At 73.7% G+C, this 14,616-nt stretch carries 11 protein-coding genes; all 11 read right to left on the bottom strand.

Annotated features, from left to right (window positions below; all coding sequences use genetic code 11):
- Window positions 1–51: 51 nt before the first annotated feature.
- Genes FHX36_RS18870 through nuoF form a run of 11 tightly spaced genes read right to left on the bottom strand, consistent with a single transcriptional unit; the run spans window position 52 to window position 14,611 of the window.
- Window positions 52–1,272 carry a PQQ-dependent sugar dehydrogenase gene (locus FHX36_RS18870; RefSeq protein ID WP_110552860.1) on the bottom strand — a complete coding sequence of 407 codons (1,221 nt, stop codon included), beginning with the start codon at window positions 1,270–1,272 and terminating at the stop codon, window positions 52–54.
- Between the two features lie 40 nt (window positions 1,273–1,312).
- A complete protein-coding gene (locus tag FHX36_RS18865; RefSeq protein WP_246405511.1) occupies window positions 1,313–2,428 on the bottom strand; it encodes a polyprenyl synthetase family protein in 1,116 nt (371 codons plus the stop codon).
- A 24-nt stretch (window positions 2,429–2,452) separates the two neighbouring features.
- Window positions 2,453–4,000 (bottom strand): NADH-quinone oxidoreductase subunit NuoN, encoded by a 1,548-nt coding sequence (gene nuoN / locus FHX36_RS18860; RefSeq protein ID WP_110552862.1) that lies wholly within the window; start codon window positions 3,998–4,000, stop codon window positions 2,453–2,455.
- On the bottom strand, window positions 4,000–5,616 hold the full coding sequence (locus tag FHX36_RS18855; RefSeq protein ID WP_183514008.1) for an NADH-quinone oxidoreductase subunit M: 1,617 nt from the start codon (window positions 5,614–5,616) through the stop codon (window positions 4,000–4,002). Before FHX36_RS18855 ends, nuoN begins: the two co-directional genes overlap by 1 nt.
- A 30-nt stretch (window positions 5,617–5,646) precedes the next feature.
- On the bottom strand, window positions 5,647–7,551 hold the full coding sequence (gene nuoL / locus FHX36_RS18850; protein ID WP_183514006.1) for an NADH-quinone oxidoreductase subunit L: 1,905 nt from the start codon (window positions 7,549–7,551) through the stop codon (window positions 5,647–5,649).
- A gap of 13 nt (window positions 7,552–7,564) precedes the next feature.
- Window positions 7,565–7,864 carry an NADH-quinone oxidoreductase subunit NuoK gene (gene nuoK, locus FHX36_RS18845; RefSeq protein ID WP_110553867.1) on the bottom strand — a complete coding sequence of 100 codons (300 nt, stop codon included), beginning with the start codon at window positions 7,862–7,864 and terminating at the stop codon, window positions 7,565–7,567.
- Complete coding sequence (locus FHX36_RS18840) at window positions 7,861–8,730, bottom strand: NADH-quinone oxidoreductase subunit J (RefSeq protein WP_110553866.1); 870 nt, start codon at window positions 8,728–8,730, stop codon at window positions 7,861–7,863. Before FHX36_RS18840 ends, nuoK begins: the two co-directional genes overlap by 4 nt.
- Complete coding sequence (gene nuoI, locus FHX36_RS18835; protein WP_110553865.1) at window positions 8,727–9,371, bottom strand: NADH-quinone oxidoreductase subunit NuoI; 645 nt, start codon at window positions 9,369–9,371, stop codon at window positions 8,727–8,729. Before nuoI ends, FHX36_RS18840 begins: the two co-directional genes overlap by 4 nt.
- Window positions 9,364–10,824, bottom strand: a complete 1,461-nt coding sequence (gene nuoH, locus FHX36_RS18830; RefSeq protein WP_110553864.1) for an NADH-quinone oxidoreductase subunit NuoH — start codon at window positions 10,822–10,824, stop codon at window positions 9,364–9,366. The genes nuoI and nuoH overlap by 8 nt, the downstream gene beginning before the upstream one ends.
- Window positions 10,821–13,286, bottom strand: coding sequence for an NADH-quinone oxidoreductase subunit G (locus FHX36_RS18825; protein ID WP_183514004.1), 2,466 nt, complete (start codon window positions 13,284–13,286; stop codon window positions 10,821–10,823). The genes nuoH and FHX36_RS18825 overlap by 4 nt, the downstream gene beginning before the upstream one ends.
- A complete protein-coding gene (gene nuoF / locus FHX36_RS18820) occupies window positions 13,283–14,611 on the bottom strand; it encodes an NADH-quinone oxidoreductase subunit NuoF (protein ID WP_110552210.1) in 1,329 nt (442 codons plus the stop codon). Before nuoF ends, FHX36_RS18825 begins: the two co-directional genes overlap by 4 nt.
- Window positions 14,612–14,616: the final 5 nt, after the last annotated feature.

The following is a 14,616-nucleotide window of genomic DNA, read 5'->3' as shown; positions in this document are numbered from 1 at the left end:
TCCAGGTCCGCACCGGCCCGTCCCCGACCCGGGGGCGGGCCGGTCGGCGTCTCAGCCCCGGGGCGTCACCCGGAGCAGCTGGTCCTCGCCGTCACCGTTGTCGGTGGTGAGGTACAGCGCGCCGTCCTCGCCCAGGACCGGGGACCGCACCCGGCCGTAGGAGTCCTCCAGCTCGGGCACCCGGAACTGCTCGACCAGCCGGCCGTCGTCGTCCAGGCGGAGCCCCAGCACGCCGGTGTCCTTCTGCACGCCGACCAGCAGCACCCCGTCGTAGCCGCCCCACGGCGCGCCGTCGAGGAAGGCGGCCCCGCTGGTGGCGATGGTCGGGTCGCCCGAGGACCACACCGCCGCCACGGCCCCCGGGATCTCCGGGTCGGTCATCGGGACGCTCTCGTCGTACGCGCCGTCCGGGCCGTCCGGCGCGCCGTCGGGGTCGTAGCCGTAGTTGCCGCCGGCCACGGACAGGTTGACCTCGTCGTCGCGGCCGGTGCCCTGCTCGACGGTGTACACCTGCGCGCTGCCAGGGCGGACGGCGATGCCCTGCACGTTGCGGTGCCCGTAGCTCCAGACCAGCCGGGTGAGCGGGTCGGCGGCGTCCAGGAAGGGGTTGCCCGCCGAGGGCGCGCCGGTCTGCGGGTCGATCCGCAGCACCTTGCCGCCGAGGGTGCCCAGGTCCTGCGGGTAGCTGCCCACGGCGTTGTCGCCGGTGCCGACCAGGAGCTGGCCCTCGGCGTCGAAGCGGGGCCGGCAGCCGCCGTGCCGGCCGGAGGACTCGTTGACCGGGATGCCACCCAGCAGCGGGTCGGCGACCCGGGTGGCCGCCGTCCAGGCCTCGTCGACCGTCCAGGCGACCACCTGGATCTCCGCGTCGCCGTCCTCCTCGACGCCCTGGCAGCTGTAGAAGCGCCGGTTGCCGGCGAACCCCGGGTCGAGGGTGAGGCCCATCAGCCCGGTCTCGCCGTCGGCGAAGAGGTCGTCGAGGTCGGCGTCCAGCGGGCGCACGGTGCCGTCGGTGAGCACGACCGTGAACCCGCCCCCGCGCTCGTCCAGCAGCAGGGCGCCGTCCGGCGCCCGGGCGACGTCCCACGGGTGGTCCAGCCCCTCGGCGAGCACCTCGACGTCCAGCGCCGGGACGGCGGCCGACGCGCTGGGCCCGGCGGCGTCGGGGACGTCGGTGGCCGCCCCCTCCCCCTGCTCACCGGGGGCGCTGCTGCACCCCGCGACCAGGACGGCGGTCAGCAGACCCAGGACCAGCGGTGAGCAGCGGGGCACGACCCCAGCATCCCCTGGGCGGAGGGGTCGCGCCGCGCCCTCAGGAGTCGCGGGTGACCACGAAGGTGCACAGCGCGGACAGCGCCTCGCGGACCGGGCCGTCGGGGACGGCGTCCAGCCGGGCGCGGGCCCGGTCGGCGTACTCCTCGAGGACGGCGGTGGCCCGCGCCAGCGACGCGGAGCTGCGCAGCAGCGCCAGCGCCTCGGCGTGCTCCACCTCGTCGACCACCGGGCCGGCGACCAGCTCGCGCAGCCGGGCCTCGGCGGGGTCGGTGCCGGCCAGGGCGAAGAGCACCGGCAGGGTGGCGATGCCCTCGCGCAGGTCGGTGCCGGGTGACTTCCCGGACGTGCCGCCCTCGCTGACGATGTCGAGCAGGTCGTCGGAGAGCTGGAAGGCCACCCCGAAGTCCTCCCCGAAGGCGTCCAGCGCGGCGACCAGCTCGCCGTCGACGCCGGCGAAGGAGGCGCCGAAGCGGGCCGAGGTGGCCACCAGCGAGCCGGTCTTGTCGGCGAGCACCCCGAGGTAGTGGTCGACCGGGTCCTCACCCGGGCGGGCGCCGACGGTCTCCCGCAGCTGCCCGGTGACCAGCCGCTCGAACGTCCGGGCCTGCACGCGCACGGCCTCCGGGCCGAGGTCGGCGAGCAGGTCCGACGCCCGGGCGAAGAGGAAGTCGCCGGTGAGGATGGCCACGCTGTTGCCCCAGCGGCTGTTCGCGCTGGGGGCGCCGCGGCGGACGGACGCCTCGTCCATCACGTCGTCGTGGTACAGCGTCGCGAGGTGGGTGAGCTCGCAGACGACGGCGGCCTGCACGACCTCCGGGGAGTCCGCGTCGCCGAGCTGGGCGGCGAGCAGCGCCAGCATCGGGCGGACCCGCTTGCCGCCGGCCGCCATCAGGTGCCCGGCCGCCTCGCTGACGAACGCGTGGTCGCTGGCGACCGCGACGGTCAGCGCCGCCTCGACCCGAGCCAGGCCCTCGACCAGCGCGGCACCCAGTTCACCGTCGGGCAGCCAGGGGCCGATCGTCGAGGCCGGGGTGGAGGGCCGGTGCCACGAGTCGGGCTCCTGCTGCGTCTCGCTACCGCCGCGCCGTGGGCTGGTGGTGCCGGCTCCGCTCATCAACCGCTGAAGATACAGCCCGTCGTCCGGGGCCCTCATCGACGACCTCGCAGGGCGGGCTGCTCAGCCGACCAGCACCGCTGCGGACTCGGCCAGGTCGAGCACCGAGCCCGGCACGATGCCGAGCACGAGAGTCGCGGCGGCGGTGACGGCCAGCACGATGGTCGTCGGCAGGCCGGGGACCCCGACGGTGGGCCCGTCGGCCGCGGGCTCGGAGAAGTACATGAGCACGATGACCCGCAGGTAGTAGAACGCCGCGACGGCGCTCGCCACCAGGGCGACCAGCGCCAGCGGCCAGGCCCCCTCCTCGATCGCGGCCCGGAACACGGCGAACTTGCCGGTGAACCCGCTGGTGAGGGGGATGCCGGCCAGGGCGAGCAGGAAGAAGCTCATCAGCGCCGCGACGACCGGTGACCGCTGCGCGAGGCCTGCCCACTGCGACAGGTGGGTGGCCTCGCCGTCGCCGTCGCGGACCAGGGTGACCAGCCCGAAGACGCCGAGCGTGGTGAGGCCGTAGGCCAGCAGGTAGAACATCGTCGCGGCCAGCCCGTAGCCGGTGCCGCCGGGCCCCAGGCCGATGACGCCGGTGAGCAGGAAGCCGGCGTGCGCGATGGAGGAGTAGGCCAGCATCCGCTTGACGTCGGTCTGGGTGAGCCCGAGCACCGCACCGACCACCATCGACGCGATCGCCAGCGCGTAGACCAGCGGCCGCCAGGTCCAGTCGGCGGTGCCGAAGGCGACGTAGAGCAGCCGCAGCACCGCACCGAACGCGGCGACCTTGGTGGCGGCGGCCATGAAGGCGGTCACCGCGGTCGGGGCGCCCTGGTAGACGTCCGGCGTCCAGGTGTGGAAGGGCGCGACGCTGGCCTTGAACATCAGGCCGACGACGAGCAGCCCGAGCCCCAGCACGAGCAGGGTGTCGCCGCCCTCGGTGACCGACGCCTCCCGGATCGCCGACAGCCGCACGCTGCCGGTGGCGCCGTAGACCAGCGCGAGCCCGTAGAGGAAGAACGCCGAGGCGAAGGCGCCGAGCAGGAAGTACTTGACCGCCGCCTCCTGGGAGAGCAGCCGGCGGCGGCGGGCCAGCCCGGAGAGCAGGTACAGCGGCAGGCTCAGCACCTCGAGGGCGACGAACATGATCAGCAGGTCGTTCGACGCGGTGAACAGCATCATCCCGCCGATGGCGAACGTCGCCAGCGGGTAGACCTCGGTCTGCACGCGCTCGGAGGTGGCCAGCTCGCGGTCGCGGACGCTGCCGGCCGGCACCGCCGCCGCGGCGACGAACGCCGAGCGGGCCGGGTCCAGCGAGCGCTCGCTGAACAGCAGGATCGACAGCGCGCCGAGGGCGGCGATCGTCGCCTGCAGGAACAGCGCGGCGCCGTCGACGGCGAGCGCACCGCCGGCGGTGACCTCCGGTTCCCGGCCGGCCAGCAGCAGCGTGCTGGCCAGCGCGCCCACGGTGCCGACGAGCGCGATCGCCACCTGCACCGGGTGCCGGACGGCGCGCGGGGCGAACGCCTCGACCAGCACCCCGACCGAGGCGGCACCGAAGACGAACAGCAGCGGCGCGAGCGCTGCGTAGGACAGGTCCGGAGCGTCGATGGTGCCCATCAGTCGGTGCCCTCGTCGGTCGTGGCGGGAGTGCTGCCCCCGGGGTCGGCGCCGACGTCGCTCATCGTCGCCTCCACCGCCGGGGTGACCAGGTCGATCAGCGGCTGCGGGTACACGCCCAGGCCGATGACCAGCGCGACCAGCGGTGCGACGACGGCCAGCTCGCGCCGGGACAGGTCGCGCACCAGCGACGTCCGGGCCGGCGCGGGCGCGGTGAGCACGGCGGTGCTCCCGCCGCCCCCGGTGGCCGGGACGGCGTCGTCCGGCGGTGCCAGCACGCCGCGCGGCGGGCCGTGGAACACCCGCTGGTACATCAGCAGCACGTAGAGGGCGGCCAGCACGATGCCGGCGGTCGCGATGATCGTGAAGACCGGCTCGCTCGGGAACGAGCCGAGGAGCACCAGGAACTCGCTGACGAAGCTGTTGGTGCCCGGCAGCGCCAGCGAGGCCAGCCCGGCGAGCAGGAACACGCCGGCCAGCAGCGGCGCCTTCGCCGCCAGGCCCCCGTAGTCGCGGATCTGCCGGGAGCCGCCCCGGACGATGACCATCCCGACCACGATGAACAGCAGGCCGGTCGCGATGCCGTGGTTGACCATGTAGAGCACCGCGCCGGTGGCCGCCTCGGTGCTGAAGGCGAAGATGCCCAGCGCGATGAAGCCGAAGTGCGCGATCGAGGTGTAGGACACCAGCCGCTTCATGTCGCTCTGCCCCATCGCCAGCAGGGCGGCGTAGAGCACCCCGACCACCGCCAGCACCAGCACCCAGGGCGCGAGGTCCCGGGCGGCGTCGGGGAACAGCGGCAGGCAGTAGCGCAGGAAGCCGAACGTGCCGACCTTGTCCAGCACGCCGACGAGCAGCACCGCGCTGCCGATGGGCGCCTCGGCACCGGCGTCGGGCAGCCAGGTGTGGAAGGGCACCAGCGGCGCCTTGATCGCGAAGGCGACGAAGAAGCCCAGGAACAGCAGCTTCTGCACGCCGGGGTCGATCTCCAGCTGGCGCAGCGCGTCGAAGGCGAAGGTGCCCTCGCCCAGCTGGGAGTTGCTGACCACGTAGAGCCCGATGACCGAGGCGAGCATGACCAGCCCGCCGAGCAGGCTGTAGAGGAAGAACTTGACCGCGGCGTACTGCCGGTTCGGGCCGCCGAAGCTCCCGATCAGGAAGTACATCGGGACCAGCATCGCCTCGAAGAAGACGTAGAACAGGAAGACGTCGGTGGCCGCGAAGACGCCGACCATCATCGACTCGAGCAGCAGCAGCCAGGCCCAGTAGGTGCGCATCGACCGGGTGCCCGCGGCGGTCTCCTGCCACGAGGCGCCCACGACCACCGGCACCAGCACGCCGATCAGCAGCAGCATCGACAGCGCGATGCCGTCGACGCCGAGCGCGAAGTCGACGCCGAAGTCGGGGATCCAGGCCACCGAGGTGGTCAGCTGGAACCGGTCGCCGCCGACGTCGAAGGCGACGGTCGCCAGCACCGCGAGCAGCAGCACGACCAGGCTGACGGCGAGCGCGAGCCGGCGGGCCAGCGCCTCCCGCGCCGGGGGCAGCGCGGCGACGACGGCGGCACCCACGGCCGGCACGGCGATCATCACGAGCAGGAACGGGAAGTCAGCCACGGTGCCGCTCCTCCTCCATCGGTGAGGTGGTCATGCCGTCGTCACCGCGAGCAGCGCGCCGGCGATCAGCACGGCGCCGCCGAGCATGCCCAGGGCGTAGCTGCGCACGAAGCCGGTCTGCGCGCGGCCGAGCCGGGACGACGAGCCGCCCAGCGCCGCCGCCGTCCCGTTGACCACGCCGTCCACCCCCCGGTTGTCCAGCCAGACCAGCGCGCGGGTCAGCCACATCCCGGGCCGCATGAACAGCGACTCGTTGACGGTGTCGGCGTACAGCGCCCGGCGGGCGGCGACGACGACCGGCGAGACCCGGGCCGGTGCGGTCGTCGGCACCTCGCGGCGCCCGACGAACAGCCAGGCGGCCGCGACGCCGAGCAGCATCACCACGGTGAGCCCGATGCTCACCGTCAGCGGGGCGACGACGTGCGCGGCCTCCTCGGGCTCGCCGAAGACCGGCTCGAGCCACTCGGTGAGCGGGAAGGCCTCCACGATGAGGAACCCGGCGGCCACCGACCCGATCGCCAGCACGACCATCGGCGCGGTCATCACCGGTGGCGACTCGTGCGGGTGCACGCCGTCCTCCCACCGGGCCCGGCCGAAGAAGGTCATCAGCACCAGCCGGGTCATGTAGAACGCGGTGAGCCCGGCGCCGAGCACCGCGACCCCGCCGAGCAGCCAGCCCGACGTGCCGCCGCGGTCGAACGCGGCCTCGATGATCGCGTCCTTGGTCCAGTAGCCGGACAGGAACGGGAACCCGATCAGCGCCAGGTAGCCCAGCCCGAACGTGGCGAAGGTGACCGGCAGCTTCTTCGCCAGCCCGCCGTAGCGGCGCATGTCGACCTGGTCGTGCATCGCGTGCATGACCGAACCGGCGCCCAGGAACAGCCCGGCCTTGAAGAAGCCGTGGGCGAGCAGGTGGGCGATGCCGGCGGCGTAGCCGACCGGGCCCAGCCCGACGGCCAGGAACATGTAGCCGATCTGGCTGACCGTGGAGTAGGCCAGCACCTTCTTGATGTCGTCGTACGCGCACCCGACGATCGCGCCGATCATGAGCGTCACCGCGCCGACCACCAGGACGACGGTGCGCGCGGTCGGCGTCTCGTCGAACACCGGGGCGCTGCGGGCGATGAGGTACACCCCCGCGGTGACCATGGTGGCCGCGTGGATCAGCGCGGAGACCGGGGTCGGGCCCTCCATCGCGTCGGGCAGCCAGGCCTGCAGCGGGAACTGGCCGGACTTGCCGCAGGCGCCGAGCAGGAGCAGCAGGCCGAGCGCGGTGACGGTGCCCCCGGCGAGCAGCCCGACCTCGCCGAACACGCCGGCGTAGGACGTCGTCCCGAGCTGGGCGAACATGATGAAGATCGCCAGGGCGAGGCCGACGTCGCCGACCCGGTTCATGATGAACGCCTTCTTCGCCGCCGTGGCGGCGGCCGGGCGGGTGTACCAGAAGGCGATGAGCAGGTAGGACGCCAGCCCGACGCCCTCCCAGCCGACGTAGAGCGCCACGTAGCTGTTGCCCAGGACCAGCAGCAGCATCGCGGCGACGAACAGGTTCAGGTAGGCGAAGAACCGGCGGCGCCCGGGGTCGTGCGCCATGTAACCGATCGAGTACACGTGGATCAGCGCACCGACCCCGGTGATCAGCAGCACGAACACCGCCGACAGCGGGTCGAACAGCAGGCCGGCCTCGACGTCGAGGTTGCCGGTCTGGATGAAGGTGAACAGGTCGACGCTGGCCGAGGGCTCGTCCAGGCCGCCCAGCTGGAACGTGCAGAGCAGGCCGATCACGAAGGCCGCGGTCACCGTGCCGGTGGCCAGCAGGTGGCCCCACCGGTCGGTGCGGCGGCCGCCGAGCAGCAGCACCGCGGCGCCGGCGAGCGGCAGCGCGATGAGCAGCCACGAGGCGCCGAGCAGGCCGGTGGCGGGGATCGTCTCCATCAGCTGGCTCCGCTCAGTACTTCAGGAGGTTGACGTCGTCGACCGAGGCGGAGCGGCGGGTCCGGTAGACGCCCATGATGATCGCCAGGCCGACGACCACCTCGGCCGCGGCGACCACCATCACGAAGAAGGCGATGACCTGGCCGTCGACGGTGCCGGTGGTGCGGGCGAAGGTGACCAGCGTCAGGTTCACCGAGTTGAGCATCAGCTCGACGCACATGAACACGACGATCGCGTTGCGCCGCACGAGCACCCCGACGGCGCCGATGGTGAACAAGATCGCGGCCAGCACCAGGTAGTTCGAGATGTTCATCGGGGCGCGCCCTCTCCGCTGCCGGGGACCGGACCGGTCGTGCCGCCGCCGAGCGTGCCCAGCGCGGCGTCGGGGCCGCCGGCGTGGCCGAGGCCCTCGCGCTCGGCGCCGGTGGACCCCGAGGGCGGCAGCTCGTCGACGACCTGGGGCTCGACGCCGGTGGCGAAGCTGCGCGGCGACGGGCTCCCGTCGGGCAGCCGGCCGGGGGCGGCGATCGAGTTGGCCCGGGCGTAGACGCCGGGGCCGGGGAGCGTCTGCGGGTGGTCACCGGCGAGGAACCGGGCCCGGGACAGCTCCTTCTGCGTCTGCCGGCTGCCGGGCTCGCGCTCGGTGTGCGCGAGCACCATGGCGCCGACGGCCGCGGTGATCAGCAGCGCGCTGGTGATCTCGAAGGCCAGCAGGTAGCGGGTGAACAGCAGCTCGGCGATGGCCGGGACGTTGCCGTCGGCGGCTCCCCCGGCCCCGCCCTGCACGCCCTCCAGCCCGGTCACCGGGGTGTCCCGGGTGGCCTCGGCGATGCCGGCGCCGACCAGCCCGGCGAACCCGATGCCGAGCACGATGCCGGCGACCCGCTGCCCGCGCAGGGTCTCGACCACCGAGTCGGAGGTGTCCCGGCCGACCAGCATGAGGACGAAGAGGAACAGGATCATGATCGCGCCGGTGTAGACGATGATCTGCACCGCGCCGAGGAACGGCGCCTCCTGGACGACGTAGAAGACGCCCAGCGCGAGCATCGTGTTGACCAGCCAGAGCGCCGAGTGGACGGCGTTCCTCGACAGCACCATGCCCAGCGCGCCGGCCAGCGCGACGGGCCCGAGCACCCAGAAGACGATCGTCTCCGCGGTGCCGATCTCGACCGGGGTCACACCCGCTCCTCGACGACCGGCTCGGCGGCGGCGTGCGCGAGCGCGTCGACCGGCGCCTTCGGGTCGCGGACGTAGTAGTCCTTCTCGTCGTCGCCCAGCCGCATCGGGTGCGGCGGCTGCTCCATGCCGGGCAGCAGCGGGGCCATCAGCTGCTCCTTGGTGTAGATCAGCGCCTGCCGGTCGTCGTCGGCGAGCTCGAAGTCGTTGCTCATCGTCAGCGAGCGGGTCGGGCAGGCCTCGATGCACAGGCCGCAGAAGATGCAGCGCAGGTAGTTGATCTGGTAGACGCGGCCGTACCGCTCACCCGGGGAGTACCGGGCGTCCTCGGTGTTGTCGCCGCCCTCGACGTAGATGGCGTCGGCCGGGCAGGCCCACGCGCACAGCTCGCAGCCGACGCACTTCTCCAGCCCGTCGGGGTGCCGGTTGAGCACGTGCCGGCCGTGGTAGCGCGGCTTCGTCTGCTTCGGGACGTCGGGGTACTCCTCCGTCGTCACCTTCTTGAACATGGTGGCGAAGGTGACGCCGAACCCCTGGGCGGGGCCGGGCAGCCAGCTGGCGCGCTTGCCGGCCGGGGTCGGCGGCGCGCCGGCCTGCCGCTCGACGGCACCGCCCTCGCGCCGGGCCGGGGTGGTGTCAGGCATCGTCGTCCTCCTGCTGGGCGGGGGCAGGCTCGGTGAGGGTGCTGCTGCGCCGTCCGGTGCCGACGACCGTGCCGGCCCCGACCGCCTCGCGGCTGCGCAGCCGGGGGGACGGCGGGACGCGCAGGTCCATCGGCGGCACCGGGAACCCGCCGGCGGCCCGGTCGCGGCTGCGCGAGGTCGGCGGCAGGACCTCGGGCTCGGTCGGGTTGACCGAGCCCGCGGCCGCCGCCCGGGCGGCGACCCGGGTGTCGCGGTTGCTGACCCGCGAGGCGATGAGCAGGCCGGCCAGCACCAGCAGCGCGATCGGCACCCCGACGAAGACGGCGACCTCACCCCCGTCGAGGTCGGCCTCCCGGGAGACGGTGCGCATCGTGGCGACGACCAGGATCCAGACCAGCGCCGTGGGCACCAGGACCTTCCAGCCGAAGCGCATGAACTGGTCGTAGCGCAACCGGGGCAGCGTGCCGCGGAGCCAGATGAAGACGAACAGCGCGACGACGACCTTGGCGAAGAACCACAGCAGCGGCCACCAGCCGGTGTTCGCGCCGTCCCAGATCGAGATCGGCCACGGCGCCCGCCAGCCGCCGAGGAACAGCGTCGCGGCCAGCGCGGAGACGGTGACCATGTTGACGTACTCGGCCAGGAAGAAGAGCGCGAACTTCAGCGAGGAGTACTCGGTGTGGAAGCCGCCGACCAGCTCGCTCTCGGCCTCGGGCAGGTCGAAGGGCGCCCGGTTGGTCTCGCCGACCACGGCGATGACGTAGATGACGAAGGAGACCGGCAGCAGCACCGCGTACCAGCTGGGCCCGGTGAACTCGGCGCCGAAGAAGGACAGGTCGGTGCCGTCGGCCTGGGCGGCGACGATCTCCGAGGTCGACATCGACCCGGCGTAGAGGAAGACCGCCACGATCGACAGCCCCATGGCGATCTCGTAGCTGACCATCTGGGCGGCGCTGCGCAGCCCGCCCAGCAGCGGGTAGGTGGACCCGGAGGCCCAACCGCCGAGCACGATGCCGTAGACGCCCATCGCCGAGCAGGCCAGCACGATGAGCACCCCGATCGGGGCGTCGGTGAGCTGCAGCGGGGTGCGCTCGCCGAAGATGCTCACCGTCGGCCCCAGCGGGATGACCGAGAACGCCAGGAACGCCGGGATGGTGGCGATGACCGGGGCCAGGAAGTACACCGGCCGGTCGGCCAGCGCCGGCATGATGTCCTCCTTGAACGCCAGCTTGAGGCCGTCGGCGAGGCTCTGCAGGTAGCCGCGGGGGCCGACCCGGTTGGGGCCGATCCGCTGCTGCATCCGGGCGACGACCTTGCGCTCGAAGACGATCGCGAACAGCGTCATCACGACCAGCACGCCGAAGATGCCGACGATCTTGATCAGCACGATCCACCAGACGTCGTGCCCGAAGTCCTCGAGCGTCGGCTGGTCCCGTGCGGCGAGCACGCTCATCGGGTCCCCCCGGCGGTCAGCGTCACGACGGTGCCCGGCCCGGCACCGAGCCCGGCGCGGACGGCGCTGCCCGGCGAGCGCATCGGCAGCCAGACCACCCGGTCGGGCATCTCGACCAGCTGCACCGGCAGCGTGACGGTGCCGGCGGGGCCGGTCACGGTGAGCAGCTCGCCGTCGGTCAGCCCGAGCCGGCGGGCGGCGTCCTTGCCCAGCCGGGCCACCGGCGGGCGGGCGGTGCCGGCCATCGCCGGCTCGTCGCGCTGCAGCGTGCCGTCGTCGAGCAGCTGCCGCCAGGAGGCGAGCACCGCCTGCTCGCCGGTCAGCGCGGGCGTCGGGGTGGGGGCGACGTCCAGCCCGCCGACCGGGGCCCGCGACGTCGCGCCGCCGAGCTCGACCAGCTCCCGGCGGGCCTCGACGACGGTCGGCAGGCCGAGCGGGACGCCGAGGTGCTCGGCGATGCCGTGCAGCACCCGGCCGTCGGTGAGCTGGCCGGTGCCGTGCAGGGTCGCGTCGAACGGGCGCACCCGGCCCTCCCAGTCCAGGTAGCTGCCGGCCTTCTCCGGCGCCGCGGCGACCGGCAGGACGACGTCGGCGTGCGCGGTGACCGCCGAGGGGAAGAGCTCCAGGCTGACCACGAACCCGGCGGCGGACAGCGCCGCCTCGGCCAGCGCGGGGTCGGGCAGGTCGTGCGGGTCGACCGCGCCGACGAGCAGCCCGCCCAGGGCGCCGTCCCGGGCGGCGGCCAGGATGCCGGTGAGGTCGCGGCCGGCGGTCTGCGGCACCGGGGCGCCCCACAGCCGGGCGACCTGGTCGCGGGCGTCGGCGTCGGTGACCAGGCGCCCGCCGGGCAGCAGCCCGGGCAGCGCGCCGACCTCGACCGCGCCCCGCTCCCCCGCCCGGCGCGGGACCCAGGCGACCCGGGCGCCGGTGGACCGGGCGAGCGCGGCGACGGCGGAGAACCCACCGGGGACCTCGGCCAGCCGCTCGCCGGCCAGCACCACGGCGCCGGGCTGCCGGAGTGCCTCGACGGCCGGGCCGCCCCAGGTGCCGGCGGCGAGCGCGGCCAGCGAGCGGGCCTCGTCGCCGGGGATCGTGGCCAGCAGGGTGGAGCGCAGCTTCTCCGCGGCGCGGGTGGCGAACGGGGCGACGTCGAAGACCTGCATCCCCGCCGTCCGGACCGCCCGGCGCAGCCGCAGGAAGACGATCGGCGACTCCTCCTCCGGCTCGAAGCCGACCAGCAGCACGACCGGCGCCGCGGTCAGCTCGTCGTAGGTCAGCGCGCCGGCGCCGGGCGCGGTGCCGGCCACGTGCGCGGCGAGGAAGGCCAGCTCCTCGGCCGAGTGCGCGCGGGCGCGGGCGTCGACGTCGTTGGTGCCGAGCGCGACCCGGGCGAACTTGGCGTAGGCGTAGGCGTCCTCGACGGTGAGCCGCCCGCCGGGCAGCACGCCGACGCCGCCGGCCTGCTGCGCCGCGCGCAGGCCCTCCGCGGCCGCGGCCCACGCCTCCGGCCACGAGGCCGGCTGCAGCTCGCCGTCGCGCCGGACCAGCGGGGTGGTCAGCCGCTCGTTGCTGCTGGCGTAGCGGAAGCCGTAGCGGCCCTTGTCGCAGTTCCACTCCTCGTTGACCGCGGGGTCCTCACCGGCCAGCCGGCGCATCACGGTGCCCCGGCGGTAGTCGGTGCGCTGGGCGCAGCCGCTGGCGCAGTGCTCGCAGACGCTGGGCTCGCTGCGCAGGTCGAAGGGGCGGGAGCGGAACCGGTAGGTGGCGCTGGTCAGCGCGCCGACCGGGCAGATCTGGGTGGTGTTGCCGGAGAAGTAGGACTCGAACGGCTCGTCCTCGTAGATCGCCACCTGCTCCAGCGCGCCGCGCTCGAACAGCTCGATGAACGGGTCGCCGGCCACCTGCTGGCTGAACCGGGTGCACCGGGCGCAGAGCACGCAGCGCTCGCGGTCCAGCAGCACCTGCGAGCTGATCGGCAGCGGCTTGGGGTAGGTGCGCTTGGTCTCGACGAACCGGGTCTCGGTGCGCCCGTTGCTCATCGCCTGGTTCTGCAGCGGGCACTCGCCGCCCTTGTCGCAGACCGGGCAGTCCAGCGGGTGGTTGACCAGCAGCAGCTCCATCGTGCCCTGCTGCGCCTTGTCGGCGACCGCGCTGGTGAGCTGGGTGTGCACCACCATGTCCGGGGTCACCGGGGTGGTGCAGGAGGCGACCGGCTTGCGCTGGCCCTCGACCTCCACCAGGCACTGGCGGCAGGCGCCGATCGGGTCGAGCAGCGGGTGGTCGCAGAACCGCGGGATCTGCACGCCGATCTGCTCGGCCGCCCGGATGATCAGCGTGCCCTTGGGCACCGCCACCGGGAAGCCGTCGATCGTGCAGTGCACGGCGTCCGGCGGGGTGTGCGGGCCGGGGACCGCGGGCGGGGTGGCCGGCGCCGGCTGCGGCGTCGTCGGGGTCGCGGTCATGACATGGCTCCGACGGGCTCGAGGCGGAGCGAGCGGCCCAGCCGGCCCTGCTCCTCGGCGGGCAGCAGGGCGACGTAGTCGTCCTTGAAGTACTTCAGCGAGCTGGCGATGCAGCTGGTCGCGCCGTCACCGAGGGCGCAGAACGAGCGGCCCAGGATGTTGTCGCAGGTGTCGGTGAGCAGGTCGAGGTCGGTGGCCCGGCCGTGCCCATCCACCAGCCGTTCCAGGATCTGGACCAGCCAGTAGGTGCCCTCCCGGCACGGGGTGCACTTGCCGCAGCTCTCGTGCGCGTAGAACTCGGTGAACCGCAGCGTCGCCTCGACGATCGAGTCGGTCTCGTCGAAGACCATCAGCGCGGTGGTGCCGAGCATCGAGCCGGCGGCGGCCACCGAGTCGAAGTCCAGCGGGACGTCGAGGTGCTCGGGGGTGAAGTAGGGCGTCGACGAGCCGCCCGGCGTCCAGAACTTGAGCTGGTGGCCCGGGCGGACGCCGCCGGCCATCTCCAGCAGCTCGCGCATCGTCGTCCCCATCGGGGCCTCGTACTGGCCCGGCCGGACCACCCGCCCGGACAGCGAGTAGATCTTCGGCCCGGGCGACTTCTCCGGGCCCATCGACTTGAACCAGGCCGAGCCGCCGCGCACCACGTACGGGACGCTGGCCAGCGTCTCGACGTTGTTGATCACGGTGGGGGCGCCGTAGAGGCCGGCGACGGCGGGGAACGGCGGCTTGAGCCGCGGCTGGCCGCGGTAGCCCTCCAGCGAGTCGAGCAGCGCCGTCTCCTCCCCGCAGATGTAGGCGCCGGCCCCGGCGTGCACGACCAGCTCCAGGTCGTAGCCCGAGCCGAGGACGTCGGTGCCGAGGTAGCCCGCGGCGTAGGCCTCCTGCACGGCGGCCACCAGCCGGCGGTGGGCGTGCACCGCCTCGCCGCGGACGTAGATGACCGCGAAGTGCGAGCGGATCGCGTAGGCGGAGATGATCACGCCCTCCACCAGGGAGTGCGGGTCGGCCATCATCAGCGGCAGGTCCTTGCAGGTGCCCGGCTCGCCCTCGTCGGCGTTGACGACCAGGTACTTGGGCGCCGCGGCCGGGCCGGTCGGGGTCTCCCCCGGCTTGGGCTGCGGGATGAAGCTCCACTTCATGCCGGTCGGGAACCCGGCGCCGCCGCGGCCGCGCAGGCCGGAGTCCTTGACCAGGCCGACCAGCTCGTCGGGCGTCATCGCCAGCGCCTGGCGGAGCGCGCGGTAGCCGTCGAGCCGTTCGTAGGTCTCCAGCGTCCAGGAGCGGGGCGCGGCGAACCGCGAGGTGAGCACGGGGGTGAGCGGCACGGCGG

Origin of the sequence: Modestobacter versicolor (genome assembly GCF_014195485.1) — a bacterium.
Lineage (GTDB): Bacteria > Actinomycetota > Actinomycetes > Mycobacteriales > Geodermatophilaceae > Modestobacter > Modestobacter versicolor.
The sequence above is the reverse complement of the archived record's forward strand: the minus strand, read 5'-3'. Positions and strand labels throughout refer to the sequence as shown.

Excerpts from the sequence above, each read along its gene's own strand:
- FHX36_RS18865 (WP_246405511.1), bottom strand. The coding sequence starts at position 2,428 with ATGAGGGCCCCGGACGACGGGCTGTATCTTCAGCGGTTGATGAGCGGA.
- nuoK (WP_110553867.1), bottom strand. The coding sequence starts at position 7,864 with ATGAACATCTCGAACTACCTGGTGCTGGCCGCGATCTTGTTCACCATC.
- nuoH (WP_110553864.1), bottom strand. The coding sequence starts at position 10,824 with ATGAGCGTGCTCGCCGCACGGGACCAGCCGACGCTCGAGGACTTCGGG.
- nuoN (WP_110552862.1), bottom strand. The coding sequence starts at position 4,000 with ATGGGCACCATCGACGCTCCGGACCTGTCCTACGCAGCGCTCGCGCCG.
- nuoL (WP_183514006.1), bottom strand. The coding sequence starts at position 7,551 with ATGGAGACGATCCCCGCCACCGGCCTGCTCGGCGCCTCGTGGCTGCTC.
- nuoI (WP_110553865.1), bottom strand. The coding sequence starts at position 9,371 with ATGCCTGACACCACCCCGGCCCGGCGCGAGGGCGGTGCCGTCGAGCGG.
- FHX36_RS18825 (WP_183514004.1), bottom strand. The coding sequence starts at position 13,286 with ATGACCGCGACCCCGACGACGCCGCAGCCGGCGCCGGCCACCCCGCCC.